Source organism: Pedobacter sp. GW821-FHT01D05 (genome assembly GCF_059422505.1).
Genome location: NZ_JBWKXA010000001.1, coordinates 284,310 through 308,647, shown reverse-complemented (window position 1 = coordinate 308,647; position 24,338 = coordinate 284,310). Strand labels below are relative to the sequence as shown.

17 protein-coding genes are annotated in these 24,338 nt (G+C 39.4%); 4 read left to right on the top strand and 13 right to left on the bottom strand.

What is annotated here, in order from left to right; all coding sequences use genetic code 11:
• Window positions 1–20: 20 nt before the first annotated feature.
• The 13 genes from AC07VK_RS01175 to AC07VK_RS01115 form a co-directional block, all read right to left on the bottom strand.
• Window positions 21–2,798 carry a TonB-dependent receptor gene (locus tag AC07VK_RS01175; protein WP_492957755.1) on the bottom strand — a complete coding sequence of 926 codons (2,778 nt, stop codon included), beginning with the start codon at window positions 2,796–2,798 and terminating at the stop codon, window positions 21–23.
• A 261-nt stretch (window positions 2,799–3,059) separates the two neighbouring features.
• Entirely contained in the window at window positions 3,060–4,664 is a 1,605-nt protein-coding gene (locus tag AC07VK_RS01170) for a tetratricopeptide repeat protein (protein WP_492957753.1), read from the bottom strand.
• Window positions 4,665–5,059: 395 nt separating this feature from the next.
• Entirely contained in the window at window positions 5,060–5,848 is a 789-nt protein-coding gene (locus AC07VK_RS01165) for an SDR family NAD(P)-dependent oxidoreductase (RefSeq protein ID WP_492957751.1), read from the bottom strand.
• Window positions 5,849–5,928: 80 nt separating this feature from the next.
• Window positions 5,929–7,581 (bottom strand): RagB/SusD family nutrient uptake outer membrane protein, encoded by a 1,653-nt coding sequence (locus tag AC07VK_RS01160; protein ID WP_492957750.1) that lies wholly within the window; start codon window positions 7,579–7,581, stop codon window positions 5,929–5,931.
• A 13-nt stretch (window positions 7,582–7,594) separates the two neighbouring features.
• Window positions 7,595–10,996, bottom strand: a complete 3,402-nt coding sequence (locus tag AC07VK_RS01155) for a TonB-dependent receptor (protein WP_492957748.1) — start codon at window positions 10,994–10,996, stop codon at window positions 7,595–7,597.
• A gap of 224 nt (window positions 10,997–11,220) precedes the next feature.
• Complete coding sequence (locus AC07VK_RS01150) at window positions 11,221–12,360, bottom strand: FecR family protein (protein ID WP_492957746.1); 1,140 nt, start codon at window positions 12,358–12,360, stop codon at window positions 11,221–11,223.
• Window positions 12,361–12,519: 159 nt separating this feature from the next.
• Window positions 12,520–13,110, bottom strand: coding sequence for an RNA polymerase sigma factor (locus AC07VK_RS01145; RefSeq protein ID WP_492957744.1), 591 nt, complete (start codon window positions 13,108–13,110; stop codon window positions 12,520–12,522).
• A 230-nt stretch (window positions 13,111–13,340) separates the two neighbouring features.
• Window positions 13,341–14,399 (bottom strand): NAD(P)H-dependent flavin oxidoreductase, encoded by a 1,059-nt coding sequence (locus tag AC07VK_RS01140; protein ID WP_492957742.1) that lies wholly within the window; start codon window positions 14,397–14,399, stop codon window positions 13,341–13,343.
• A gap of 1 nt (window position 14,400) precedes the next feature.
• Entirely contained in the window at window positions 14,401–14,829 is a 429-nt protein-coding gene (locus AC07VK_RS01135; protein ID WP_492957740.1) for a nuclear transport factor 2 family protein, read from the bottom strand.
• A gap of 26 nt (window positions 14,830–14,855) precedes the next feature.
• Window positions 14,856–15,602 (bottom strand): SDR family NAD(P)-dependent oxidoreductase, encoded by a 747-nt coding sequence (locus AC07VK_RS01130; RefSeq protein ID WP_492957738.1) that lies wholly within the window; start codon window positions 15,600–15,602, stop codon window positions 14,856–14,858.
• An 11-nt stretch (window positions 15,603–15,613) separates the two neighbouring features.
• On the bottom strand, window positions 15,614–15,832 hold the full coding sequence (locus AC07VK_RS01125) for a tautomerase family protein (protein WP_492957736.1): 219 nt from the start codon (window positions 15,830–15,832) through the stop codon (window positions 15,614–15,616).
• 10 nt (window positions 15,833–15,842) lie between these two features.
• Window positions 15,843–16,379, bottom strand: a complete 537-nt coding sequence (locus AC07VK_RS01120; RefSeq protein ID WP_492957734.1) for a YceI family protein — start codon at window positions 16,377–16,379, stop codon at window positions 15,843–15,845.
• Window positions 16,380–16,471: 92 nt separating this feature from the next.
• A complete protein-coding gene (locus AC07VK_RS01115) occupies window positions 16,472–17,050 on the bottom strand; it encodes a Crp/Fnr family transcriptional regulator (protein WP_492955590.1) in 579 nt (192 codons plus the stop codon).
• Between the two features lie 1,114 nt (window positions 17,051–18,164).
• Here AC07VK_RS01115 and AC07VK_RS01110 point away from each other — a divergent pair.
• The 4 genes from AC07VK_RS01110 to AC07VK_RS01095 are packed head-to-tail and all read left to right on the top strand — an operon-like array spanning window position 18,165 to window position 24,202.
• Window positions 18,165–18,860, top strand: a complete 696-nt coding sequence (locus AC07VK_RS01110) for an ABC transporter ATP-binding protein (protein ID WP_492957732.1) — start codon at window positions 18,165–18,167, stop codon at window positions 18,858–18,860.
• A 15-nt stretch (window positions 18,861–18,875) separates the two neighbouring features.
• Window positions 18,876–21,383: a TonB-dependent receptor domain-containing protein gene (locus AC07VK_RS01105; protein ID WP_492957730.1), complete on the top strand. Its 2,508-nt coding sequence runs from the start codon at window positions 18,876–18,878 to the stop codon at window positions 21,381–21,383.
• On the top strand, window positions 21,383–22,828 hold the full coding sequence (locus tag AC07VK_RS01100) for an ABC transporter permease (RefSeq protein ID WP_492957728.1): 1,446 nt from the start codon (window positions 21,383–21,385) through the stop codon (window positions 22,826–22,828). Before AC07VK_RS01105 ends, AC07VK_RS01100 begins: the two co-directional genes overlap by 1 nt.
• 9 nt (window positions 22,829–22,837) lie before the next feature.
• On the top strand, window positions 22,838–24,202 hold the full coding sequence (locus tag AC07VK_RS01095; RefSeq protein ID WP_492957726.1) for an ABC transporter permease: 1,365 nt from the start codon (window positions 22,838–22,840) through the stop codon (window positions 24,200–24,202).
• The last annotated feature ends 136 nt before the right edge of the window (window positions 24,203–24,338 follow it).

Here is a 24,338-nt window from a genome sequence, read left to right as displayed (position 1 = left end):
CTTTATATCTTTAAATTCTATTAATTAAACTTATATCTGAAGCCAACAAGGTAGTTTTGGCCATAATAATCACTTCTGATCAATGTAGTCCCGTTTTTTACCAGGTCTTCGTTGATGTTGTTATTCTCAGGATTGGTGCCTTTTATAAATAATTTTGTCGGCGTATTTAAGATGTTATTGGCCTTTACAAAAACACTAATACCGCCTTTAAAACGTTTCTCGGCCGAAGCATCCATCTGTATAAATCCTTCCTGCCACAAATCGTTATTTAAGAATTGAGAAATCGTGTTGATGCGAGGCCCTGTGTAGGCACCTGCAACCTGAACATCCCAGCCTTTTTTAGTGTCTTTAAACAATAACGATAAGTTGGCAATATGTGCTGACTGACCATAAAGCGGGCGTTCCTGGTTAACATTGGCCGGCTCTGTATCTCCGGTAGTACTGTTGATGACCCTCGTGGTTTTAGTGGTGTTAATACGCGAATGGGTATAGGTATAATTGGCCTTTACGCCTATTTTGCTGAAATATTTGATATAATCTACCTCTGCGCCATAATTATTGGCCGTACCAAAGTTTCCCGGGGTATAATAAGTGTCCTGTCCACGAACGGCATCGGCCTGAAAGGTATATTCAATAGGATTTTTGATCCGCTTATAAAAAGCACCCACCAACAATTGTTCTGAAGCACCCGGAAAAAGTTCGTAACGTAAATCGAAATTATCGGCTAAGGCACGTTGCAGGTTCACATTACCGCGCTCTATAAACTCTTCATTTTTCACCTTTCCTGGTACAATTTCATAAAAACCAGGGCGGTTAAGGGCTTTGTAATAAGAGGCATGTAATTGTGCTTTTGCACTTAAGAAGTATTTTGCGGTTAAACTGGGCAGCAGATCAGTATAAATCTGATTTCCTTTTGGAAAAGCCTCACCTGCAGGAAAAAGCAGGTTATAACCCTGATTGGTATGTTCTACTCTTAGCCCTCCTATCACTTCTAATTTGGCTGAATTAAACTTAAACATACCATAACCTGCTGCGATTTTCTCGCTGGCATCGTAGGTTAATGCATTAGCTACTGCTCCTGTAGAATTACTCACCACAAGGTTTAAATCGGTATAATTTTGAAAATTCACGCCGTAAAGATCAAATGCATTGGCTGCACTTGGGGCAAGATTGTAGTTGTTAAAGAAACTGCTTCTTTGTTTATCGCGGTATAAACCGCCGGCCATAATATCCAGTTTATGCTCGCCAGTCAAAACCTGATAAGTCAGGTCCAGGTAGCCGGCTAAGTCCTCATCAGTATTACGCTCCCATCTACGGGTAACTGGATTAGTATTAACCAAACTGGTACGTTTGCTTTGAAAATTCTGCTCTATCCCATTTAAACTGATACTGGTATTTTCGGGCACATCGTTTTTGGCCGAAGAATAAACAGCCGACCATTGTACTTTAAATTTATCATCAAAAAATTTATGGTCGCCATGAAGCGTAGTATTGTAAATCTGCTGCTCGGTTAAGCGGCTACGGGTATCGTAAACCAATTCGGCATTCCCAGCTGTTGGATTATAAACGCCATTGTAGGTAGTGGTTACAGCATCTCTAACCTGCTGATTTTTTAGGTTAACGTATACATTGTACAAACTAATCTGGTGATCTTTATTAAAAACATAATCAATTTTTCCATGTAAACCCGTTCGTTGTTGCTGTTCGGAATACTCACGGTAACTTTTGCTGGTAATTTTGGCATAAGGATCGACGCCTACAACAGCATTATTGTAAAAAGTACTGTTGCTGCCACGGTAAGTATTTTGATAACTTCCTGCCAGCACCACCCCTAATTTATTATCCAAAAAGCGTTTACTTAAGGATAAACTTCCGATTAAATTAGGCGCAGGGTTTTTATATTTATAATCGAGTGTTCCCTTACTAAAATCGTTTTGTGTAGCATTGTAGTTTTTCCCGTTTATTTCGTAAGGCGATTTATAATTAACACCCGAAGCATTGTAACTGGTAAACTTACGATCGAAAAACAATTGGTTATAACCTGTAGCAACATTGGCATTTACCTGCAGCAAGCCTGGCGCATTTTTCATCACCATATTAATGGCACCGCCAATGGCATCGCCCTCTAAATTTGGCGTAAGTGTTTTGTACACCTCTAAACGGTCGAGTAAATCAGAAGGGAAAAGATCAAGCGGAACATAACGGTATTTATTATCCGGACTTGGGATTTTCACACCATTTACCAAAGTATAGTTGTAGCGTTTATCCATTCCTCTTAATATGGCATATTGCCCATCGCCATTGCTATTGCGCTCTATAGACACACCCGAAATACGCTGCATCACATTGGCTACCGTTAAATCTGGCGAAATCTCAATCGACCTTCCTGATACGATATTCATCAGTTGTGGGGCATTTTTTTCCAGGCGCCTTGCACCCTGATCAGTAGAACTAACTGCATTCGATTTAATGGTGATATCATCAAGGCTTTTCGAATCGCTCTCCATGTAGAACTTTAAGTGATCGTTATCCTCTTTCAGTATCATTAAGGTTTTCTCGATGGTCCTGTAAGTAATATAGCTTACACTAATTTTGGCAGTACCTACTTTTACATCCTTAAATTCGAAAGTACCATCTAATCCGGTATTGGTTGTGCGCCTTGGGTTTTCTAAAACCACTGTTGCACCTACAATGGCCTCTCCAGTTTGCTTATCGTAAACATGGCCTTTCAGTTTTGTGGCACTGGCTGTGCCTGCACAAAAAAGAAGTAAAAACAGAATTTGTAATCGTTTGTTCATTGCGTTTGGTAATGTCTTTTTATTATCGACGGGGCAAAGGTGTATACACCATTTTACACAAAGAAATTATTGAGGTTACATAAAGGCAACAGCGTTACAACAAGCATATATCAAAAGGCAACACAAAAACATAACCAATTTATTATCAATAAATTAACTACTATATAAAACGCCGTTATGCTTTTATTACCGTTACATTAACAAATTGTTAAGCCCTAAAAACGAGCAAAAAAAGGTTGTATGTTACAGCTGATGTAACGGTTATAACGCCTGGATAAATGCCGATAAATTATCGCCTTGCGCTAGATTTAGCTTTTTCCTTAACCTATATCTCGATACCCTTAAGCTATCGGTAGATATACCAAGTAAGGTTGCAATATCAGCTGAATCGAGGTTCATTTTTAACAGTGCAATCAGGCGCATATCAGCTGAAGTAAGCTCATTACTATATTTTTTTAGGCTTTCGAGAAACTGATGGTGCACCTGTTCGAAAGCCACCGTAAATTCTTTCCAGTTGCGTTCGTGATTAAAACTTTGATTAATCTCCGTGAGGATCTGGTTCATCTGTTTTTTCTGATCGCGCTTATCCTCTTTTACCATCGCTTGTAAGGTGCTCCTAAGATTTTCAAGGAATTGGTTGTGTTTAATCAGATTTAAGGTATGGGTAGAAAGCTCTCTGCTTTTAACCTCCAGCAACTGTTTCAGATTTTGTTCTTCGAGCTGAAGATTTTTGAGCGCCAAACTGGTCATATCATGTTCTATCGCTTTCTGCCGTGCCAGCATCTGTTGATCTCTCAACTTTAAGCGTTGTCTGCTAAAAATAACAAATCCCAAAACAACCAATAATATCACTACAATTGTGGCAGAAGACGCAATGATCCTGTTCACTTTCCGGTCGTTTTTCAGTTTATTAATCTCATCAGATTTTTTATTGATATCGTAAAGCACCTGCAAAAAGGCGACCTGCCGGGCACCGTCTTCCGAATACAGATCGATCGTGTATTTATAGCCGAGTTTTACATAATGGTAGGCGCTGTCCATATTGTTCAACAGTTCGTATGCCTTGCCCAAATCTCTGCAGCAGGAACTTAGCTGATAAATATTGCCCATCTTTTCGGCCAGTTTTAACGCCGTTTCGGTTTGCACAATACTTTCCTTATACCGGCCTGTTTTACGGAGGATATCGCCCAAATTATTAATTACTTCGATACTCCCCAGGTCATTATGATCTGCCTGATATAAATTTAACGACTGTTTAAAATGCACATACGCAGAATCGTAACGCTCAAGATCTTCATATATACTGCCCAGGTTTTCGTGTATTTTGGCCACCCCGCTTTTATCGTTAACCTGTTCGTTTATTTTTAAAGCGAGTTTTTGATAGTAAAATGCACTGTCGTAAAGTTGTCTTTTTTCGTATAACTGCCCAATATTGCCCAAAACGGTTGCCTGTCCGGTTAAGTTATTCGATCTTTTATAGATACCGATGGCTTTGTTATAGCTATGCATGGCCTTGTCTTTCTGCTTCATATAGTAGTAGAGCACACCCGCATCGTTAAGGTTTGCGGCCAATAAATGGGTTTGATTGGCATTATTGAATATTTTATCGGCTTTTAAAAAGAACTCTAACGATTGGCTGAAATGCCCCTGCGTATAACAAACCCTACCCATTTGCTGCAAACATTTGCCTTCTAAAAGCTCGTCATTGCCATCGATAGCTTTGGCATATATTTTTTTTAATTGAGCCAGGGCTGCAGTCGGATCTTTTTGATTCAGGGCAATAATCGATTCGAATTTTTCTTCCTGGGCAACCGCATTCGAAACGAAAAGCAGAAAAAGCACTAGAACACTAAAGGGTTTGATCATGTTAGAAGCATCTATATCAGGCAATGCTGAACAAAGAAAGAGCGTATATGTTAACTTAAGGTTAAGTTGAAGAATTAACTGAGGATAACGAACGCCAAACCTAATAGCGAAGCCGATTTTATATTAGTCCATTAAGTGATATTTTGTATTTTAGTAGTAAAACCTATTGATATGAATATTACCTATAAAATAGGTGTTACCCCTACACCAGAAGTAGCGTTTAGCCCGAAGTCTTTGGTCGGGAGTCCGAAGTCCAGTTGCCAGTTAGCCTTTAACTAAAATTAAACCTGCTTTACAAAGCACATCTGGCTTCCAAATATCCATCTTATTGTTAAAGAATTACTCCTATCTTGGTATCCCTTTTTTCTCAAATCTCAAATCTCAAATCTCAAGTCTCAATTATCCCGCAATACCGCATTTCGGCCGCCATCAATTAAATAGGTAGTTCCAGATGCAAAACCGGCGTACTTGCTGGATAAAAAGACACACCAGCCTCCGATTTCTTCTATTGTACCCAGTTTTTTTACCGGATGAAGATCTATGGTCCGTTGCCTTTCTTCTTCGGTCCGTATAAATGAATTAAACCATTGCTGGTTACCGGACGTATCGATAAAGCCCGGTGCAATGCCTATTGTTCTAATACCGGGCCCCGATTCTATAGCCAAACTTTTCACCAAACCCGTTAATGCAGTTTTGGCAATCTTATATGGCGCACAGCCGGAGATACTGGCAAAAGCATGGCTGGATGCCATTACGATAATTACTCCATTATTTCCATCTAGTAACGACTTGCAGCGTTTGGCCAAACGCCAATGTGCAGAAAGGTTTAAATCCAAATTAAACTGCCAGTCTTTTTCGGTACTATTTTCTAAACCTGTAAATACATTCTGACCAGCGTTAGAAACCAAAATATCCAATCGTCCATAATCACCGGTTATATCTGATACAAGACCATCAATATCTTCAGTTACCACCATATCAGCTTTAAAATAGTCTGAATGTGCGTCAAAAGCCCCCATTTCTGCTAAAAACCGCTGGGCAACATCACTCGTTTCACTTTGTTCTGCACAACCGATCACGGTACAGCCCGCTTTAGCCATCATTTTGGCAATCCCCAAGCCAATACCGGAGGTAACACTGGTTACCAAAGCTATTTTCCCTTTTAAATCTATTGTTAGTGCCATAAAATCTAATTTAAAGAGGGTATCCAAATATTTTGGACACCCTCTTAATCATTATTTATTCATTGTGTGTTGTGTGTTTTCTAATAACCGCTATTTTGCTTTAAAACGCCTTTAGAGAGATCTATCTGATCTTGCGGGATTGGCATTAAATATAATTTATCATTCCAGGTTCTTTCTTGAATCGGTTTTGCGGCATCGGCAATACTATATATTGGTTTCATTACCTGTGGAGCAATTTTCCATCTTCTGATATCCATATAACGTTGTCCTTCTATTGCCAATTCAACACGTCTTTCATTTCTGATTAACGCCCTTAAGGTCTCCTGCGTGGCATACTTAGATCTATCAACAACAGGCATGCCCGCACGCGTCCTGATTTTATCCAAAGCATCATATACACTTGCATCAGGACCGGTTAATTCGTTTTTAGCTTCGGCATAGGTTAATAAAACCTCAGCATAACGGATTAAAATATTATTTGCATGGTTATCAATCTGATCTCTATAAATTTTAGGATCGACCATTTTACGCACACTGTAACCAGTTAGGGCGGTGTTACCTGCACCTTCAGTCCATTTAAATGAATAATCATCTTGGATGGCATTCCATGGGTTTCCATCAAATAAAATACTGGCGTAAAAACGCGGGTCTCTATTTCTATATTCGTTTTTAAATGCCGGATCTTTCGCTTTATACCAGGAAGCTCTTTGTGCTGGCGATGGCGGTGTAATTAAATCGCCTGTTTTATAACTTGGATAACTATTTACCAATTCTTGTGTGGGTGCAATAGAGCCCCAACCACCCAGATCGCCCGAAGGCAGCAAGGTATTTAAGAAATTAGCATCTTGTTGCGGGATGCGCTGTCTATCTAATATTACTTCTACATTGCCTTCATTTGCCTGGTAAAACAAAGCTTCATAACTACGGAGTCCTACACGGAATTTTTTCTCATCATCGGCATTTGCGAAATCGACCCATGCGCTATAATTATCTTTGGCATTTAGGGCATCTTCGGCAGTTACTTTAAACAAATCGTAACCCAATGTCATTACCTGGCTTGCCGCGTCGGCAGCCAATTGCCACTGGCCTTCGTACAAGTGAGCACGTGCTTTTAAAGCCAATGCTGCTCCTTTGGTTATGCGACCTTTTTCGTTTGGTTTACCACCAGCATAACTTTGTGGTAAAATTTTAGCAATGGCGTCTAACTCATCTACCACAAATTTTAATACTTCTGCTTTTGGTGTTCTTGGTATATTTTCTCTGCCAAGCTCAACTGTTTTAGTCGACAATGGCACGTCACCAAATTTACTAATCAACCAGAAATAAGCATTTGCTCTAATAAAACGGACCTCGGCCTTATATCGGTCTAGTAATGTTTTATCCATGCCAGTTACTTTATCAGCATTATCTAAAAAATAATTGGCACGACCAATTCCGGTAAAACCCCAGCCTGCATCTAAAGTAGAGTTTACATTACCCGACGATACTGCCGTTGCCGAACTCTCCCAAGGATACTGTGCATGCGCATTATCTGCAGCTGCATCATCATACACCATATCATCGCCAGGCAACTGATTGTATACACCGTTTACGGCCAAGTAAACATCATTGGCATTCTTCCAAAAAGTAGCTTCCGACACCTGGTTCAAAGGTGGTCTTTCTAAAAAGTCTTTCTTACAAGAAACAATAACACTTAATAAGAGTACACTTGTAATTATATATATCTTTTTCATTTTTCTAATCATTTTATAATCCTGCACTTAAACCAAACGACCATGTTTTAATACCTGGGTAACCTCCACGGCCCGAAGCAGACTCAGGATCATAGTCGCCTAAACGCTTATCGGCCATAATGGTGAAAGGATTGTTGGTTGTGCCATATATTCTTAATTTAGACAAACCAATTTTTTTCACTGCATTTTGAGGTAAAGTATAACCCAAAGTAATGCCTCTTACCCTGAAATAAGAGCCGCTAAATAGGTAGAATGACGAGAATTGATCGATATTATGTCCGGCATCTGCAGTTAGTAATGTCCGCGGGAAATCGGCATTTGGATCAGGGTTTTCTTTTGTCCAGCGGTTTAATAACTGTACTTTGGCATTTGCACCGTTAAAGAAGGGTGCTGAAGCTTCCTGGCCTAAATAGGTTTTTACTTTGGCCACACCATAAGTAAGGATATTAAAATCGAAACCTTTGTAAGCTGCACTTAAATTAAAACCATAGTTTACAAAAGGTACATCGTTACCAATGATGGTACGGTCTGCAGCATTAATCACATTATCTCCATTAATATCTCTGTATTTAATATCTCCGGCTCTGGTACGTGCATCCTGAAAAGCATGTGAAGCAACCTCTCCATTAGTAACAAAAAGACCATCAGCAATATAACCATAAAAAGATCCGAGCGATTCGCCAACCCTTTGAATATACTGACCATCAAATCGATCGTTATTATTATCTCCAATTTTGGTGATTTTACTTTTGATCAATGATAAGTTACCACCAATGCTAAAAGTAAAATCTTTTCCGATTCTGTTGTTATGGTTAATGGCTAACTCTACACCAGTATTACGGGTACTTGCCGAATTGGTAAAAGGTACGGTTAACGGATAGGTTGCAAGGGCTGCATTACGTAATAATAAATCTTTGGTGTCTTTAATGTAATAATCTGCAGTAATGTCCACTTTACCTTTTAACAAAGTCATGTCTACACCAAAATCGGTCATGTATACTTTTTCCCAGGTTGTGGTTGGCCATGATCCATCGGCCTGCCAGATTCCATCTTGTGCTGTACCTTCAAAACTGTACTGAAAGCCAGCGTTTAACCTGTTAAAATAGTTGCCTACAGAAACCACATCCTGATTACCTAACGAACCATAAGAACCACGGAGTTTTAAATTATCAACCCAGGAAATATTTTTCATAAAGTCTTCTTTGGAAACTACCCATCCTGCAGAAAACGATGGAAAGAATGCTTTACGCACATCTTCACGGAAACGTGAAGAATAATCGATGCGGGCATTTACCTCTAACAGGTACTTATCGTTAAAAGCATAGTTAAAACGGCCAAACATCGATCGCATTGACCATTCTTCAGCAGCGGTTCTGTTGGCTAAGCCAAAAACGCCGCCAATAATATCATCTCCATTGTTATCTGATAACATATCTTCTCCGTTACCAGAACCATTGATAATGGTGCTTAAATCGTTATTAGGAAAGTTTCTTCTACCAATAAATGCACTTCTAAGCACATTGCTTTCTTGCGATGCACCTACAGTTAGCTTGCCATAATGTTTACCAAATGTACGCTCGTAATCTGCCGTACCTTGTATCAACAATTCTTTTCTTTTAGACCAGTACTCTCTTAAATCGTTCTGGGTGCCTTGTCCGGCAGGCAGCGCAATAGGATTACCGGTTAAAAAGTTATTAATCGGTGTCATGGTATTGTTAAAGGCTGTGCTGTTGTTGTTGGTAAACTTTAACGAAACCAATCCATTTATCGATAAACCTTTTAAAGGTGTTAACGTAGCATTTGCAGCGGTCTGAAGTAAATTGTTCCGGTTACTGCCTTTCGATGATTCGGCTATCATTCGGGCCTGGTTACGATACGGAATTGAGCTACTGGCTACAGTACCATTGTTTACCGAACCCCATTGGCCATTGCTCTGGCGAAAAACAGTAGTTGGTAGAGAACGGTTTAACTCTGTCCATGATAAATTGCCCAAACGGTCAAAAGCCTGGTTAATGAAAGAGATATTGGTACCTATCTTTAGTATATTCTCGATAACCTTGGTTTCGGTATTTAATTTTGCATTAAAACGGTCCTGGTCTTTATTCGGAATTAACGATTCTTGAGTTTGATAATTTAAACCCAGGTAACTACTGGTTATTTTACCGGGTGCATTGATGTTTAAATTCACATCGGCCAGTGGTGCACTGGGTCTTAAAACTTCTTTATACCAATCTGTATTTGGATATAGATCTGGCTGAGAACCATTTCTGTATAACTCTATCTGAGCTGGTGTATACATTGGGCTACGGCCAACATTGGTGAGTGCCTCATTATAGAGTGTTGTATAATCTACTGATCCTAAATATTTCGCGATACGAGTGGGCGATTGCCAGCCGTAGTTCGCATTAAACTCGATGGTTGCTTTTTCGCCACCACCACGTTTAGTGGTTACCATAATTACACCGTTAGCCGCTCTCGAGCCATATAAAGCTGCAGAAGATGCATCTTTTAGTACCGACATGCCCGAAATATCATTTGGATTAAGTGTGGCGAATTCTTGCGAGCTGGCCGGAATACCATCAATAATATATAATGGCGTACCTGCCCCTGCTAAACTGCTTCTGCCCCTAATATTAACAGCAGTACCTCCTGTTGCACTTGCACTTACATCGCCAGGGCGTTGCAAAATGGTTAAGCCTGGAGAAATACCCTGTAAGGCATTTTGTATGGAGGTTACAGGGCGCTCTTTTAATTGTTTAGGGGTAATGGTTGCAATAGCTCCGGTCAAACTCGATTTTTTCTGTGTACCATAAGCCACAACTACCACCTCATTTAAATCGTTGCTTTGCGGCACCAAAGTAACTTTTACTGTTGCCGAAGCTTTTACCTCTTTGGTTTGATAACCTAAATACGAGATCACTAAAATGGCATCTTCTGCCACACCAGTAAGTTTAAAGTTTCCGCCTTCATCACTCATGGTGCCCTGCTCTTTTCCTTTTACTTTAATGCTGGCGCCAGGTATACCTTTACCGATTTCGTCTAAAATAGTACCAATCACATCGATAACCTTGTTTGCTGGTGTACTTTGTTCTGGCTTATTGGCAGGGACAACATTTACGGGCCGTTCTTTAACCACAATGGTGTTGGCCTGTATAGAATAAGTTAAGGGCTGGTTCTTGAAGCATTGATTTAAAGCTTCGGTTAAAGGCATATCTTTTATATCGATGCTTACCATATTCGCCTTTTTTAAATCGCTTTGGATAAAAAACACATTATAGCCGCTTTGATTTTTTATTGCCTTTAATACTTTTTGTAAGGATGCATTTTTTTCGTTAAGCGTAATGTTATTTTGCGCAAAACTACCCGCGTTAACGTGTAAAAAGGCTACAAAAAGCAATAAGATGGTTAGCTTCATAGATAACAGAATTTTATTCTTTATACAGTTTGACCCGTATAAATTAAAATCGTAAATTTTCATACATTTGTTAGGTTTTAGATTGAGTTAAATGCTTATAGCAGTTGCTATTACATTTACAATGTTTTAACTATTTGGTTATTGTTGGAACAATTTTAATCTAAAGCTTTAAACGGGTTTCGATTGCACTCGAAATCCGTTTTTCAGATTAAAAACTTAAGGGGTTATTTTAAAATTTTAATCCTCCTTCCTTCTATTTTAAATTTAAACTTATCAGTAGATTCTAATATTTTTAAGGTTTCCTGCAGGTTGTTGTGTTTAGAAAAAGATCCTCCGAAATAAATCCCATCAAAATCACCAACATATTCGATATCAACGTCGTACCACCTGGCCAATTTTTGCATAGCTTCTTTAATCCCTTCATTATTGAACATAAAGAAGCCATTTTTCCAGGCGATATATTCTTCTACATCAACATTGCTCACTTTGAAACCTGTACCGTGAAAAACAGCCTGCTGCCCGGGTTTTAGCAAACCTGTGGCCTGTGGATTGAAGTTTTTAACGGCTACCCCACCTTCTACAAGGGTTGTTTTAATTTCGGCATCATCTGCATAGGCACTCACATTAAAATGGGTACCCAAAACGCTTACTTCCTGCTTTGATGTTTTAAGTTTAAAAGGCTTGTTTTTATTCTTAGCTACTTCGAAATAACCTTCACCAGCAAGCTCGACCATTCTATACTTGCCTGTAAAAGTGGTAGGGTATTTTAATGATGACAGTGCATTTAGCCAAACTTTGGTCCCATCGGGCAGCGTAACCTGATACTGGCCTCCAGCTGGTGTACTGATGGTGTTAAATCCTGGTTTAGCCGAGCTTGATTTATTTTCTAAAATGGTATAAAGCAATTGTCCATCAGCAGTTTTGGTAATCTGAATTCCCTCCTGCCTGGCTATTGTACCATTTAACGCCTGATCTAAATTAATTTTAGTTCCATCGGCAAGTGTTAAAAAGGCTTTATTGCCACCGGGCTTAATTAAGCTAGCTGATTTATTTATTTTTTTAAGATCGGTACTTTTACTTAAAATAAACCAACCAAATCCTAAAACGGCAATTAATGAGGCGGCAACAGCTATACGATAAAAATACCTGCCCGGTCGTTTTTTCTCTTGCTGATCTATTTGTTGATTAATCTTATTAAAAATCTTTTCGCCAACATGATCTTCTTCATCAAACTGTTTTTCATCCGCCAAAGTATTTTCGTTCAATTGATCGTTGTACCAGGATTCTAATTTAAGGCGTTCTTCTCCACTGGCAGTACCGGCTATGTATTTTTCTGTTAAACTTGTTAATTCTGCTTTTTTCAATTGCTTGTGGTTTGGTGTATGTACCCAAAACGAAGTATATCCCCTAAAAGAAATTATAAATTTTACATAACACGCTATACAACAGCTAATTAAAATTAAACAAAGTTAAGTAACGGTAAACAATCAAATTGAAATTTGCAGGAGAGGATAGGGACTGATTTATTTATCCCAAATGCCGGCCAGTAATAAAATAGCCCAAAATAAGAATTCGCCCATATCGGTACGCAGGCGGCGTAATGCAATGGTAATCTGGTTCTCTACCGTTTTTGGTGAAAGGTTTAACCGGTCGGCAATTTCTTTTACACTAAGGTGCTCTTTTCTGCTCAGGATAAAAATTTCTTTACATTTTTGAGGCAACAGCTCAATACTCTCATCTAAACGTTGCGCGATCTCTTTTTCAGCAAAAGCATTTTCGGCATTATGCGGACTCACCAAAAGGTCGGTATCATGAAGTAAATCGGCGCGGAATTTCCCATCTCTAATGGCTTTAAATACCTGAAAACGAACAGAAGTAAACAGATAATTATTGAGATTATCGACTGAGGTATACTCCCGTTTTAACCAAAGGCTCACAAATATTTCTTGGATAATATCTTCAGCGGCCTCCCTATTGCGTAAAATATGATAGGCTGATAAATATAACTTGCTCCAATACCTGTTGTAAATTTTTTCAAACGCAGACCGATCATTGCTTTGCATATCGCTAACAAGCAAACTATCAGGCCATAGTTGTAAATTATCAGGTTTCATTAATATAAGGAATATCTTTGCAATACTAAGCAAAAAAATAACGGCTCAATTTACTTATTTTTCGAAAAGCAGCATAAATGTTGCATTATTGAAGAGACAAAATAAGAAAATGAGGGAAGGAACAGTTTACAGTTCTCAGTTTACAGTTCTCAGTTTACAGTTCTCAGTTTACAGTTCTCAGTTTCCAATGAACTAATGCCCAATTAACCAATGACTAATGAACCAATCAACTAATACATCTCCCTAATCAACACCTCCATTAATTCTTTTGCAGATGTATATTTTAAGTTTACCGCATTTTGTCCCGACCAGAAATTGTACATATCTGTTTTGCCCTGTTCAATGGCAGCGGCTCTTAACGGTCCCATTAACCGGGTTTGCAGTGGAAAGGGCAACACCTCAGTTTCATAACGAATAGCACTGGATATCCGGTTAGCAATCATCCGGCCCATTCTCCCTGTTAATGATTTAGAAAGTACTGTATTTTTTGATTCTTCGGAAAAAAGTTTTGCCTTGTGCATAGGCGTTGCATTAGATTCGTCGGTTACTAAAAAGGCGGTACCGATCTGGACTGCATCTGCGCCAAGCGTTAATGCTGCCCTTATACCTTTCGCATCGGCAATACCACCGGCAGCAATTATAGGTGTTTTTGTTTTCGCTTTTACCTGCTGGATCAATGCAAAAGTTCCTGTTAACGATTCATCTGCCGGTTTAAGAAACGAAGGACGATGTCCGCCGGCTTCAAATCCTGTTGCTACAATGGCATCAACCTGGGCTTCTTCGAGTGCTAAAGCTTCATCTAATGTGGTTGCTGCACCCACCGTTTTAATGCCTAGCTTTCTTGCTTCGTTTAATATTTCTTTTGAAGGTATACCGAAGATAAAACTAAATACAGCAGGTTTCAGCTCGAAAATGGTTTCTACCTGTTTCAAAAATTTTGAAGGAATATTGGCATCAAGATCGGGTAATGGAATGCTCAATTCGTCAAAAAAAGGTTTGAATAATAGTTTAATTTCCTCTATTTTCTCTGATGGATAATTAAGCAAACGCTCATCTACATCTTTCACTAATAGGTTGATGTTATAAGGTTTAGCTGTTTTTGTTCTTACAATTTTATCGGTTTCGATAATTTCTTCAGGACTTAAGGTATATGCGCCGATACTGCCCAAACCACCAGCGTTTGATACGGCTGCTAAAAGCTCAGGTGTTGAAAATCCACCGCCCATTGGGCCTAATAAAATCGGATATTCGATTTTTAAAAGTTCGGTTATTTTAGTTCTGTTCCACATCTTAATAAATTTTTACGTTGGTTAAAAGTTTATTCACAATCACCCACCCGCTATCGGTTAGACTTAATGATAAAAGGTCGTAATAATTAAAATCAAAAATAGGCAGATGAACTTTGGCAATTGCAATAGCATTGATAATTTCTATAGATAATATTTCCATTCGGAATGTTTCATTGAGCTCCTGCGGACTTTTGCGCTTACTTACTCCTTCTAAATATTCATCAAGTGTTTTAAAATATGGAATGCCGTTTACATCACCAGCCAATATAGACTGTGGGTGAAATATTTTTCTGAGCAGTGCGGTATCTCCATTAAAAACGCCCTTAAAATAAGATGACAGTACCTCTGCTATTGCATTTGCATTTTCGCTGTAATTGTTCATGGTTTTAATTTTTAAGGTATGCCCGGGCTTAATGATTTCCCTTTGCATACCTGGTTTTTGTTTAATTTTTATCCTTAGCCAATGTGATGACCTGCTACATGACCTCCGTCTAAATTGATGATTTCGCCTGTTACAAAATTACTTTCTGCCAGGTACAGGGCAAGTTGAGCAACATCTTCTGTTTCGCCAATACGGTTTAATAAATGTAAACCTGCAAATGCATCCGCATCACCAATGCCATTTTTGGCCTGTAACGGACTTCTAATAATCCCTGGTGCGATGCCATTTACCCTGATGTTGTTTTTGCCGAACTCTGCAGCCAATTGTTTGGTTAAGGCATGGATACCTCCTTTACTGGAAATGGGTGCTGTTGCAGGAAAACCTCCAATGGCATGATCTACCAATACAGTTCCGATGTTAATAACAGCACCACCATCTTGTTTCAACATCTGCGTGATGGCTGCCTGCGTGGTGAAAAATGTGCCTTTTAAATTGATGTTCAAAAATTTATCCAGATGTGTTTCATCTACCTCTAAAAAAGGTTTTGGCTCAAAAATACCGGCATTATTTACCAGCACATCTACAGCGCCAAAACGCGCTACTGCAGTTTCTACCAATAGTTTACCTGTGCTCATGTTGCTGATATCGCCTGCTACCATCGCCAATTGATCGTGCAACCCTAATTCGTTAAAAGCAGTGATTAAATTGTTCTCATTTGCAGCGTTGATCACTACATTGTGACCCTGTTCTAAAAATAAAGCTGCAATGGCACGACCAATACCTGTTGATGCGCCTGTTATAATGACAGTTAGTGTTTTCATGTTTTTGATGCTTATTTATGGTTTGCTGTTATCCCTTTTTCGCGCAATACCGATACCTGTTCGCCTGCATATCCCCAATCATCCAGTTCGATTTCTTGAATTACTACATGGGTAAGCTTCGGATCTTTATCCAATACTTCGGTAATCAGTTTGGTTATTCCACTAATTAGGGTCTGTTTTTGTTCGCGTGTAACCCCTTCGCGGGTTACTTCTATTTTTACGTATGGCATGGCTGTTCGATTAAATAGTTAATGATGCGGTTAATTTTACATCGAGCTCAAATTCATTGTAGATTAGGTTATCGCCAAGGTTGGTGAAAAAGTTACCTGATCTGAATTTCATATTGTACCTGGTACGGTCGATAAAGATTTTACCGGAAGCTGTTAACGTATTGCCGTTAACCACAACATCTGCCGCAAAAATTACAGCATGTGTAATGCCTTTAATGGTTAAATCGCCGGTAATTACGGTATTATCTTCATTGGTTTGATCAACAGCTGTAATGACAAATGTGGCCTCCGGGAATTGATCGGTGGCAAAAAAATCGTCAGAGAATAAATGTCCGGCAAACTGTGCATTGGTTGCAGGGTCAGTAACATCCAATATTACAATAGAGGTAGTATCGATAATAAAGTTCCCGTTGCTGAGTTTACCATCGTTTAAACTTAGTGAACCCGATTTAATCGTGATGGTTCCGTTGTGTGCTCCGGTAACTTTTTTACCAGTCCAGTTGATGTTGCTTTGAGCACTTACAATTTCAAATTTTGTAGTTTCCATTTCTTTGTTTATCAATCGTTAGTGATTTGACAACACAAAGTAAAGGAGGAAATTTACAGGACTTAGGTGATGTACATCACATTCTGCAAACGCTATTTTTGAGCGTTGTAAAGCCTGCTCAGGGTTTCTCTCGAAACACCCAAATAAGCAGCAATTAAATGTTTGGGTACAAGATTATACAATTGCGGGTACATGGCCAAAAGTTCTTCGTAACGGGCTTTGGTATCATTATTCATAAAAGATAACAGCCTTTTTTGTGAAGCCAGATAGCCCCTGTTTGTTCTCCAGCGGAAAAAATGTTCAGCCTGATGAATTTCGCTGCAGATTTTTTCGCGGTCATCGTTAGAAAGGCATAACACTTCTGCATCGCTAATGCAATCTACACTTATGGTTGCACGGCTATGGTTGTATAGGGCGCCATAATCTGAAGTCCACCAGGTAGGCATAGCAAACTGCAGAATATACATCTTAATTTCATCGTTGATAAAAAAAGCTTTTAAACAACCCGAGATCACAAAATATTCATGATCTACCCTATCTCCCTCACTAATGATGGCCTGCCCTTTTTTAAAAGACTGTAACATGAAATGGGAAAATAAATAATCAAACTCTTTGTCGGTTAAAGTAGCCGTTTTTAAAATATGTGCTTTTAGTGTTTCTTTAGGATCCATAGCTTGAATAAAGGTAAGAATTAATGGGGTTAGTCGGAAGCCGGGGAGTCAGGAGTCAGAAGTCGATTAAACGATTGATATATACGCTGATTCCCCAATCGAAATGTCACCCTTACCTTTGGATGTCACCCTGAGCGGAGTCGAAGGGGACTTTATATGAATTTAAACAAAATGAGGAATTAGATTAATGTAACGGTTCACTATTTTCTTTTTAGAAAGTGAAAGTAACAAGCTCTATGGCAGCCTCCTGCCCTGCTTTACTCTTCAAGCCTCATCCGATGAAGGATCGGATTGCGGGCTTTCCGTTTCAATCAGGCTTAATAACAAAGTTTGCAACCCATCAAAGCGCAAACCTTTAAATATGATAATCTGCGTTTATCTTTTATCTCATAAAACCGATATAAATAACAAGAGAATTTAAAAGATAAAATCTCCTCAGATAATCTTCATCCGATAGCTATCGGATGCGAGAAGGCTTTTTCAGCCGACAGCCTGTCCCGACCTCACAATGACAACTTTCCATGTACAGCTGTTAATGGTATCGGAGTTGAAAGACAATATTAATCAGCAATGAATGAAACGACATAAAGTTTACCGATTCCGCAATTAACTAAATAACACAGTACTTGATTTATAATTTTTTAAATGTAACTTTGTTGCATTGAAGTATTCAGTGTATACATATCGCAAAGAAATTTTTGCCCGCATATGGGCGGTATTACTATTGGCGGTATTTCTTAATGCAACACTGATAGAAAGCCTGCATCATCATGGTGCCGAAAAAACCAGTTACAGCAAACAAAGTTCTCAGGTGTATCCACAGAAACAATTGAGTTCCCCGAAGCTAAAATGTAAATTGTGCGAGGTATTGAAACACCGATCGCACTTTTTCGATCTTCCCGCTCCTATTGAATTTACACTATCTATAGTTAAACCAACAATTATACCTTGCGTTCACCACATGAGGCATCCGGTTGTTTCTATCTTATCCTGTGCCAATAAAGGCCCGCCTAGCCTAACGGCTTAACCTTCATACAAGAAGTTTTCTTTTCATAACCTTCAAATTTACTCTGTTTAACGCACATGCCTGTTTGGTATGCGCCAATATTTTATTATGCTTCAAGCCATTTCATTATCCAAAAATTATCAATCTTACCAGGCCTTAAATCAGCTTAATTTAACCGTTAACCCTGGTGAAGTATTTTGCCTGCTGGGCCAAAACGGCGCCGGAAAAACCACTACCATCAATTTATTTTTAGGTTTTATTGAGCCAAGTAGCGGAAAAATCTTAATCGATAACGAGGAAATCGCTGTGCACGATGACGAACGGCGGAAACATCTGGCCTACATTCCCGAGGTGGTTATGCTTTACAGCAATCTTTCGGCCATCGAAAACCTCGATTACTTTTCTAAACTGGCAGGGTTTAACTATGGTACTTCAAGCTTGATCGGTTTTTTAAAGCAATGTGGTTTACAGGAAGCTGCCCACCACAAACATTTATCGGGCTTTAGTAAAGGCATGCGCCAAAAAGTGGGGATTGCAATTGCGTTAGCCAAAAATGCAAAAATCATTTTAATGGACGAACCTACCAGTGGATTAGACCCAAAAGCCACCGCAGAATTTACCCAACTGGTTAAACAATTGGCTGCCGAGGGCAAATCAATCCTGATGGCTACGCACGATATTTTTAATGCGGTAAATGTAGGTTCGCACATTGGCATTATGAAACAAGGCGAATTGATCCATACACTCAGAGCCAGCGACATCACTGCAGCCGACCTTCAGGAATTATACTTACAAACTATTTAAAAACAAATCCATTTCATGTATCCAATATATAAAGGTCTTCCTATTTTCCGTGCAATCTGTTTCCTATTGCTCTTCAGCACATTTAGCCTGGTCGCTTTTGCTCAGCTAAAGGTGAGTGGAAAAGTGATCGATACCCAAAACCAAGCTATCCAAAAGGCCAATATTAAATTTAAGAATGGGAAAGATCAACTGAATACAAGCAGCGATTCGCTCGGTAATTTTTCGTTTGTTTTACCTCAAATGGGCAATTACACCATCACCATTAGCGCCATAGGCTACAGCACTTTTAATCGCATTTACCCCGTTAATGGTATTGGTGATTTAAAACTGGATGCGATTGTGCTGCAAAACACCAACGAAGAATTACAGACCGTTGAAGTGGTAGGTACCAATAGCAAAAAGTACTATGGTAACTACTCTTTTTCGGCCACCAAAACAGCTACTTTGAACAAGGATATTCCACAGGCTATTTCTTCGGTTTCGAAAGAATTAATTGCCGACAGGCAGGCGGCTGTACTGGCCGATGCGGTTAAAAATGTAACCAGTGTATCGCAAAGCAGCTATTACAACCAATTTTCGATCAGGGGAATTAACCAGAACGAAGAAGGTGCTATTATTAACGGCATGCGTACCCGCCAATATTATTTTAACCAGCCCTTAACCAATAACCTGGAACGGATAGAAGTAATAAAAGGTCCGGCAAGTGCTACATTTTCGAGTGTAGACCCAGGGGGAAGCATTAACCTGGTAACCAAAAAACCACTGACAGAAGACCGCAAAGAGATTAGTCTCTCGGCCGGAAGTTTCAGCACCATTAGAGGCGCTTTAGATTTTACGGGCCCTTTAAATGCTGATAAAACGCTTCTTTACCGGCTTAATGTAGGTTATGAAGACAGTAAAAGCTTCAGAGACCTGCAATACAGAAAGGGTTACCTGATTGCTCCTTCTTTTTCGTACATCCCGAACGATCGAACCAGCTTAAATGTAGAAGTGGTAATGAACAACAGCAATTCGAGGTTAGACCGTGGACAGGCGATTTTTGGCGCAATTGCTGGTAAAACAGATTTAAAAAGTACACCGATCAGTTTCAATATGGGCGCCAGTAATGACCGTTTTAACAGCCAGGATTTAATGTTGATGACCAATTTTTCGCATAGCCTTACACAGGATATTGTATTTAATGTGGCCTATATGAAGCAAAACTGGAACGAGGATCTTTTAGAACATAGAACCACCAATGCTTTTGGCGTTGACGAAAACAATCAACCGATCCCTACGTTAGCGGCTATGCGTGCCGTTCAGCGTCAACAAAAATGGCGGACCGACAATTTAAGCACCTATTTCAGTATAAACGCCAATACTTTCAGCTTAAGCCACAAGCTGGTGATCGGGTACGATAGAATAAACACCCAGAAACTGCGGGGCGGTGGCGAAAACTCGGCTCAGGGTTACCGTTTAAAAGATGGAACCATCGCAGCAAGGTACGATCCCACTAAAAAGGATCTCTATTTATTTAAGGCAATAAATGGTATAAATGCACCCGTGCCCAATGTAGAACACTTTAACCTCGCCAACCCGAGCTATACCATTAAAAATTTAAGCGATTACGTATTTACCAAAACAGAAATTCCGGCTGCATATAATCTGGTTAACGCAGTGTACCTGCAAGATCAGATAAAATACCATCAGCTCACTTTAACATTGGGTTTACGACAAGAGTGGTACGAAGATTACAGCAATTACAAATTGGCTACCGAAAAGAAAATTTATCAGCATAAGCTTTTGCCAAGGGCCGGAATTACCTATGCCATAAACGCAAACATTAACCTTTACGGAACCTATTTACAGGGGTACCAGCCTCAAGGAAATACCTCAACCCTGGTTATTGTTCCACCACCTGCAGGAACCAATTTTAAACCTTTAGAAAGTGATTTAAAAGAGATTGGTGCAAAATCTGAATGGTTGAATAAAAGTTTGATGGTTAACATTTCGGTATTCGAAATTAACCAGAAAAACCTATTGATGAATGCAAACGATCCGTTGGATGTAAACCGCCTGATAGAACGCGGTGCCCAACGCAGCCGTGGTGTCGAATTCGAAGCTTCTGGCTTTATCAGGTCTAACTGGCAGTTTAATGCAGGTTATAGTTATGTAGATGCCATTATTAAGGATGATTTTAATCCTGATTTAATTGGTCAAAGGGTGCAGAACACACCAAAACACAGTGCCAGCTTATGGACACGCTACAACTTTGAAACACTTAAGCTAAAGGGAATAGGTTTTGGAGCCGGTTTACAGTATAGTGGCACTAAACTTCCGTTGTACATCAGAGATTTCGTACTACCTGCTTATACCCTTTTTGATGCTGCGCTTTATTATTCGCCCGCTGGTTCTAAAGTTCAACTGGCTGTAAATATGAATAACATTTTAAATAAAACCTATTGGGTTGGCGCACAAAACTATCTACGCCTTTTCCCCGGTACGCCAAGAAACATAATGTTTAACGTAACCTATAGAATATAATGCCAAATAGAATAAGCACTATAGCCAAACAAACTTTTAAAACCGTCCTTAACAACAGGGCCACCTTAGCCTTAACCCTTTTATTAGGTTTATCGCTTGGTTTGGCTACCTATGTAGGCTGGCAAAATTTTAAAACACAAAACAATCAGCGCCTGCACTATAAAGAATTGGTTAGGGCACAATGGCTGGCCAAACCAGATAAACATCCACACCGGATGGCGCACTATGGTTACCTCGCCTTTCGCGAGAAACACGAACTCAGTTTCTTCGATTTTGGGATAGAAAGTTTTGCTGGTGTATCGATCTTTTTAGAAGCGCATAAACAAAACACAGTGAATTTTAGTGAAGCAGGTTTTTCTAACGGCATGTTGCGCTTCGGCGAAATTAGTGTGGCCATGGTTTTGCAACTCCTGGTACCACTTCTCATTTTCTTTTTAGGTTACAACAGCATTTCGGCTGAGCGCGAATCGGGAACATTAAAAATCCTGCTATGTCAAAATGTAAGCTGGAAACAGCTCCTCTGGGGCAAAACATTGGGCATAATTGGTGTTTGTTTGTCGATATTTATACCGCTTATGCTGCTTACCATTTTGCTATGGGCCTCGCTAAGTCATTGGCAGATTAGTGGCGATGCCAGTTTACGCTTACTGGTATTGATTTTTAGCTATGCAATTTATTTCTTCATTGTATCTGCCATAACGGTTTTGGTTTCGGCATTTGCGCGCAGTTCTAAATCAGCCCTAACTACTTTATTGGCCTGCTGGATATTTTTTATGGTCATTATGCCCAGGATTACCCAGGCAATCGGCGTAAAAATCTATCCCTCGCCATCTAAAATAGAATTTGCAGATGCCATTGCTGCCGACATCCATAAACAGGGCGATAGCCATAATCCAGATGACCCACATTATGCTGCGATTAAAGACTCACTGCTCAAAACTTACGGTGTTACCGATGTAAAAAAACTGCCATTTAACTATGGTGGCTATATTATGGCAGAGGGCGAAAAAATAACGTCAAAAATTTACAGTAACCACCAAAAGGAACTGAATAAAATTTTTGAAAAGCAGAACAGCATTACAAAGGTAGCAGGTTTCATAAACCCTTACTTATCCCTCAAGCATATTTCGATGGCCATAACAGCCGCTGATTTTAACACCTTTGTTGATTTTCAGAACCAGGCAGAAGCCTACCGTTATCAGCTGGCTCAAAAGATGAATAAACTACAAATTGATAAGATCAGTAACATTGCCCCAGGAGAAGAAGAAAAACCTTTGGCCATTAGTAAGGCAAACTGGGCCGAGCAACCTGATTTCAATTACCACTTTGGCAAATTAAGTTTAGTAATAACAAATGAGTTATTGGCACTGAGTGCTTTAGCCTGTTGGTTATTGGCAACGGTTATGCTGCTACAGTACACGACCAGGTGGATTAAAACGATATAGCTATTAAGGATGAAAAAAAGTATATATAACCTCGAATTTAAACTGTTTTTTAGAAACAGCTCCTCATGGACAGGCATCATTGTGCTGCTGATTACAGGCTTTGCCGGTTTGTATTTCGGCAAAACATTAATTGCCAAGCAACAGGCCGTAATTGAAAAAGCAGCAATGTTACAAAAGAAAAACACCCTCAGCAATATCGATCATTTTGGTAAAGATATTGGCTTATTGTTTTACCACAATAAATTTTCATTGGCTAATGCACCAAATGCCTGGGCCGCCTTTGCTAATGGGCAGCGGGATATTAACCCTTATTTAATCTCGGTAACCATGCTGGGTTTAGAAGGTCAGATTTACGATACAGATATTAATAACCCGGTAAGCCTGCTTTTGGGCAACATGGACCTGAGTTTTGTATTTATCTTTTTATTCCCCCTGGTAATTATTGCCTTTAGCTATAACTTACTTTCGGAGCAAAAAGAGAGTGGAATTTGGTCGCTTTTAAGGGCGCAGACCAATGAGTCTTTTCGGGTAATCTTGCAAAAATTTTTAGTTAGGGTAGCCGTAATTTTTTCTGTTGCTTTATTCCTATTATTTGTAGCTATTCTTTATCTGCATTTGCCTGTAGATTTCATTTTCTTTTCAATAACCACTCTCATCATCCTTTATCTGGCCTTCTGGTTTGCAGTTTCATTTTTTGTCATTTCTTTAGCAAAATCATCGAACTTTAATGCATCGGCATTGGTTGCTGTTTGGGTACTTATCTGCATTGTAATTCCAGCATCACTTAACCTTTTTCTTACCCGAAAATATCCCATGCCAGAAGCACTGCAACATGTAATTAACCAACGCGAGGGTTATCACGAAAAATGGGACATGGCCAAAGAAGTAACCATGAAACCATTTTTTGAACATTACCCGCAGCTGAAGCAATATCCCTTCCCGCAAGAGAAAACTTTTAGCTGGTTCTGGTATTATGCCATGCAACAGATGGGTGATGACCAGGCAGTGGCAAGCAGGCGCGCAATTGAGAATAAACTGGCCGCCAGACAGCGATTTACAAATACGTTTGCATTTTTCTTCCCTACCATACAAACCCAGTTAGGGATAAACAACATGGCTGGGTCGGATCTTAATACCCATCTCGATTTCCAGCAGGCGGTTAGAAAATATCACGAGCAGATCCGCTTGCATTTTTATCCAACAATTTTTCTTAATAAGGCAGTAGACAGTACAGATATTAAGGCCTATAAACTGGAAAAATATACTCCGCAGCAAAGGCCTTCAGTTTGGGTTAATTTGCTATCTATATCGATCCTCACCGTAATCTTAATTGGAACAACAGCTTTTAACTTTAAAAGGCAGGAACAATTTTAGGTTTACAGTGGTTGAAACAATATAAAAATGGTCTGTGTTTACATGGACCATTTTTTTATCATAAAAACGTTTAGCACGTTAATATTGAATAAGATAGCCCCTCAAATAAAAATTAGCCAAAATCAAAAGCAGTATG

What these genes read in the sequence shown, in the direction of transcription:
- AC07VK_RS01175 (WP_492957755.1), bottom strand. Translation starts at nt 2,798, where the DNA reads ATGAACAAACGATTACAAATTCTGTTTTTACTTCTTTTTTGTGCAGGC.
- AC07VK_RS01170 (WP_492957753.1), bottom strand. Translation starts at nt 4,664, where the DNA reads ATGATCAAACCCTTTAGTGTTCTAGTGCTTTTTCTGCTTTTCGTTTCG.
- AC07VK_RS01165 (WP_492957751.1), bottom strand. Translation starts at nt 5,848, where the DNA reads ATGGCACTAACAATAGATTTAAAAGGGAAAATAGCTTTGGTAACCAGT.
- AC07VK_RS01160 (WP_492957750.1), bottom strand. Translation starts at nt 7,581, where the DNA reads ATGAAAAAGATATATATAATTACAAGTGTACTCTTATTAAGTGTTATT.
- AC07VK_RS01155 (WP_492957748.1), bottom strand. Translation starts at nt 10,996, where the DNA reads ATGAAGCTAACCATCTTATTGCTTTTTGTAGCCTTTTTACACGTTAAC.
- AC07VK_RS01145 (WP_492957744.1), bottom strand. Translation starts at nt 13,110, where the DNA reads ATGAAACCTGATAATTTACAACTATGGCCTGATAGTTTGCTTGTTAGC.
- AC07VK_RS01140 (WP_492957742.1), bottom strand. Translation starts at nt 14,399, where the DNA reads ATGTGGAACAGAACTAAAATAACCGAACTTTTAAAAATCGAATATCCG.
- AC07VK_RS01135 (WP_492957740.1), bottom strand. Translation starts at nt 14,829, where the DNA reads ATGCAAAGGGAAATCATTAAGCCCGGGCATACCTTAAAAATTAAAACC.
- AC07VK_RS01130 (WP_492957738.1), bottom strand. Translation starts at nt 15,602, where the DNA reads ATGAAAACACTAACTGTCATTATAACAGGCGCATCAACAGGTATTGGT.
- AC07VK_RS01125 (WP_492957736.1), bottom strand. Translation starts at nt 15,832, where the DNA reads ATGCCATACGTAAAAATAGAAGTAACCCGCGAAGGGGTTACACGCGAA.
- AC07VK_RS01120 (WP_492957734.1), bottom strand. Translation starts at nt 16,379, where the DNA reads ATGGAAACTACAAAATTTGAAATTGTAAGTGCTCAAAGCAACATCAAC.
- AC07VK_RS01115 (WP_492955590.1), bottom strand. Translation starts at nt 17,050, where the DNA reads ATGGATCCTAAAGAAACACTAAAAGCACATATTTTAAAAACGGCTACT.
- AC07VK_RS01110 (WP_492957732.1), top strand. Translation starts at nt 18,165, where the DNA reads ATGCTTCAAGCCATTTCATTATCCAAAAATTATCAATCTTACCAGGCC.
- AC07VK_RS01105 (WP_492957730.1), top strand. Translation starts at nt 18,876, where the DNA reads ATGTATCCAATATATAAAGGTCTTCCTATTTTCCGTGCAATCTGTTTC.
- AC07VK_RS01100 (WP_492957728.1), top strand. Translation starts at nt 21,383, where the DNA reads ATGCCAAATAGAATAAGCACTATAGCCAAACAAACTTTTAAAACCGTC.
- AC07VK_RS01095 (WP_492957726.1), top strand. Translation starts at nt 22,838, where the DNA reads ATGAAAAAAAGTATATATAACCTCGAATTTAAACTGTTTTTTAGAAAC.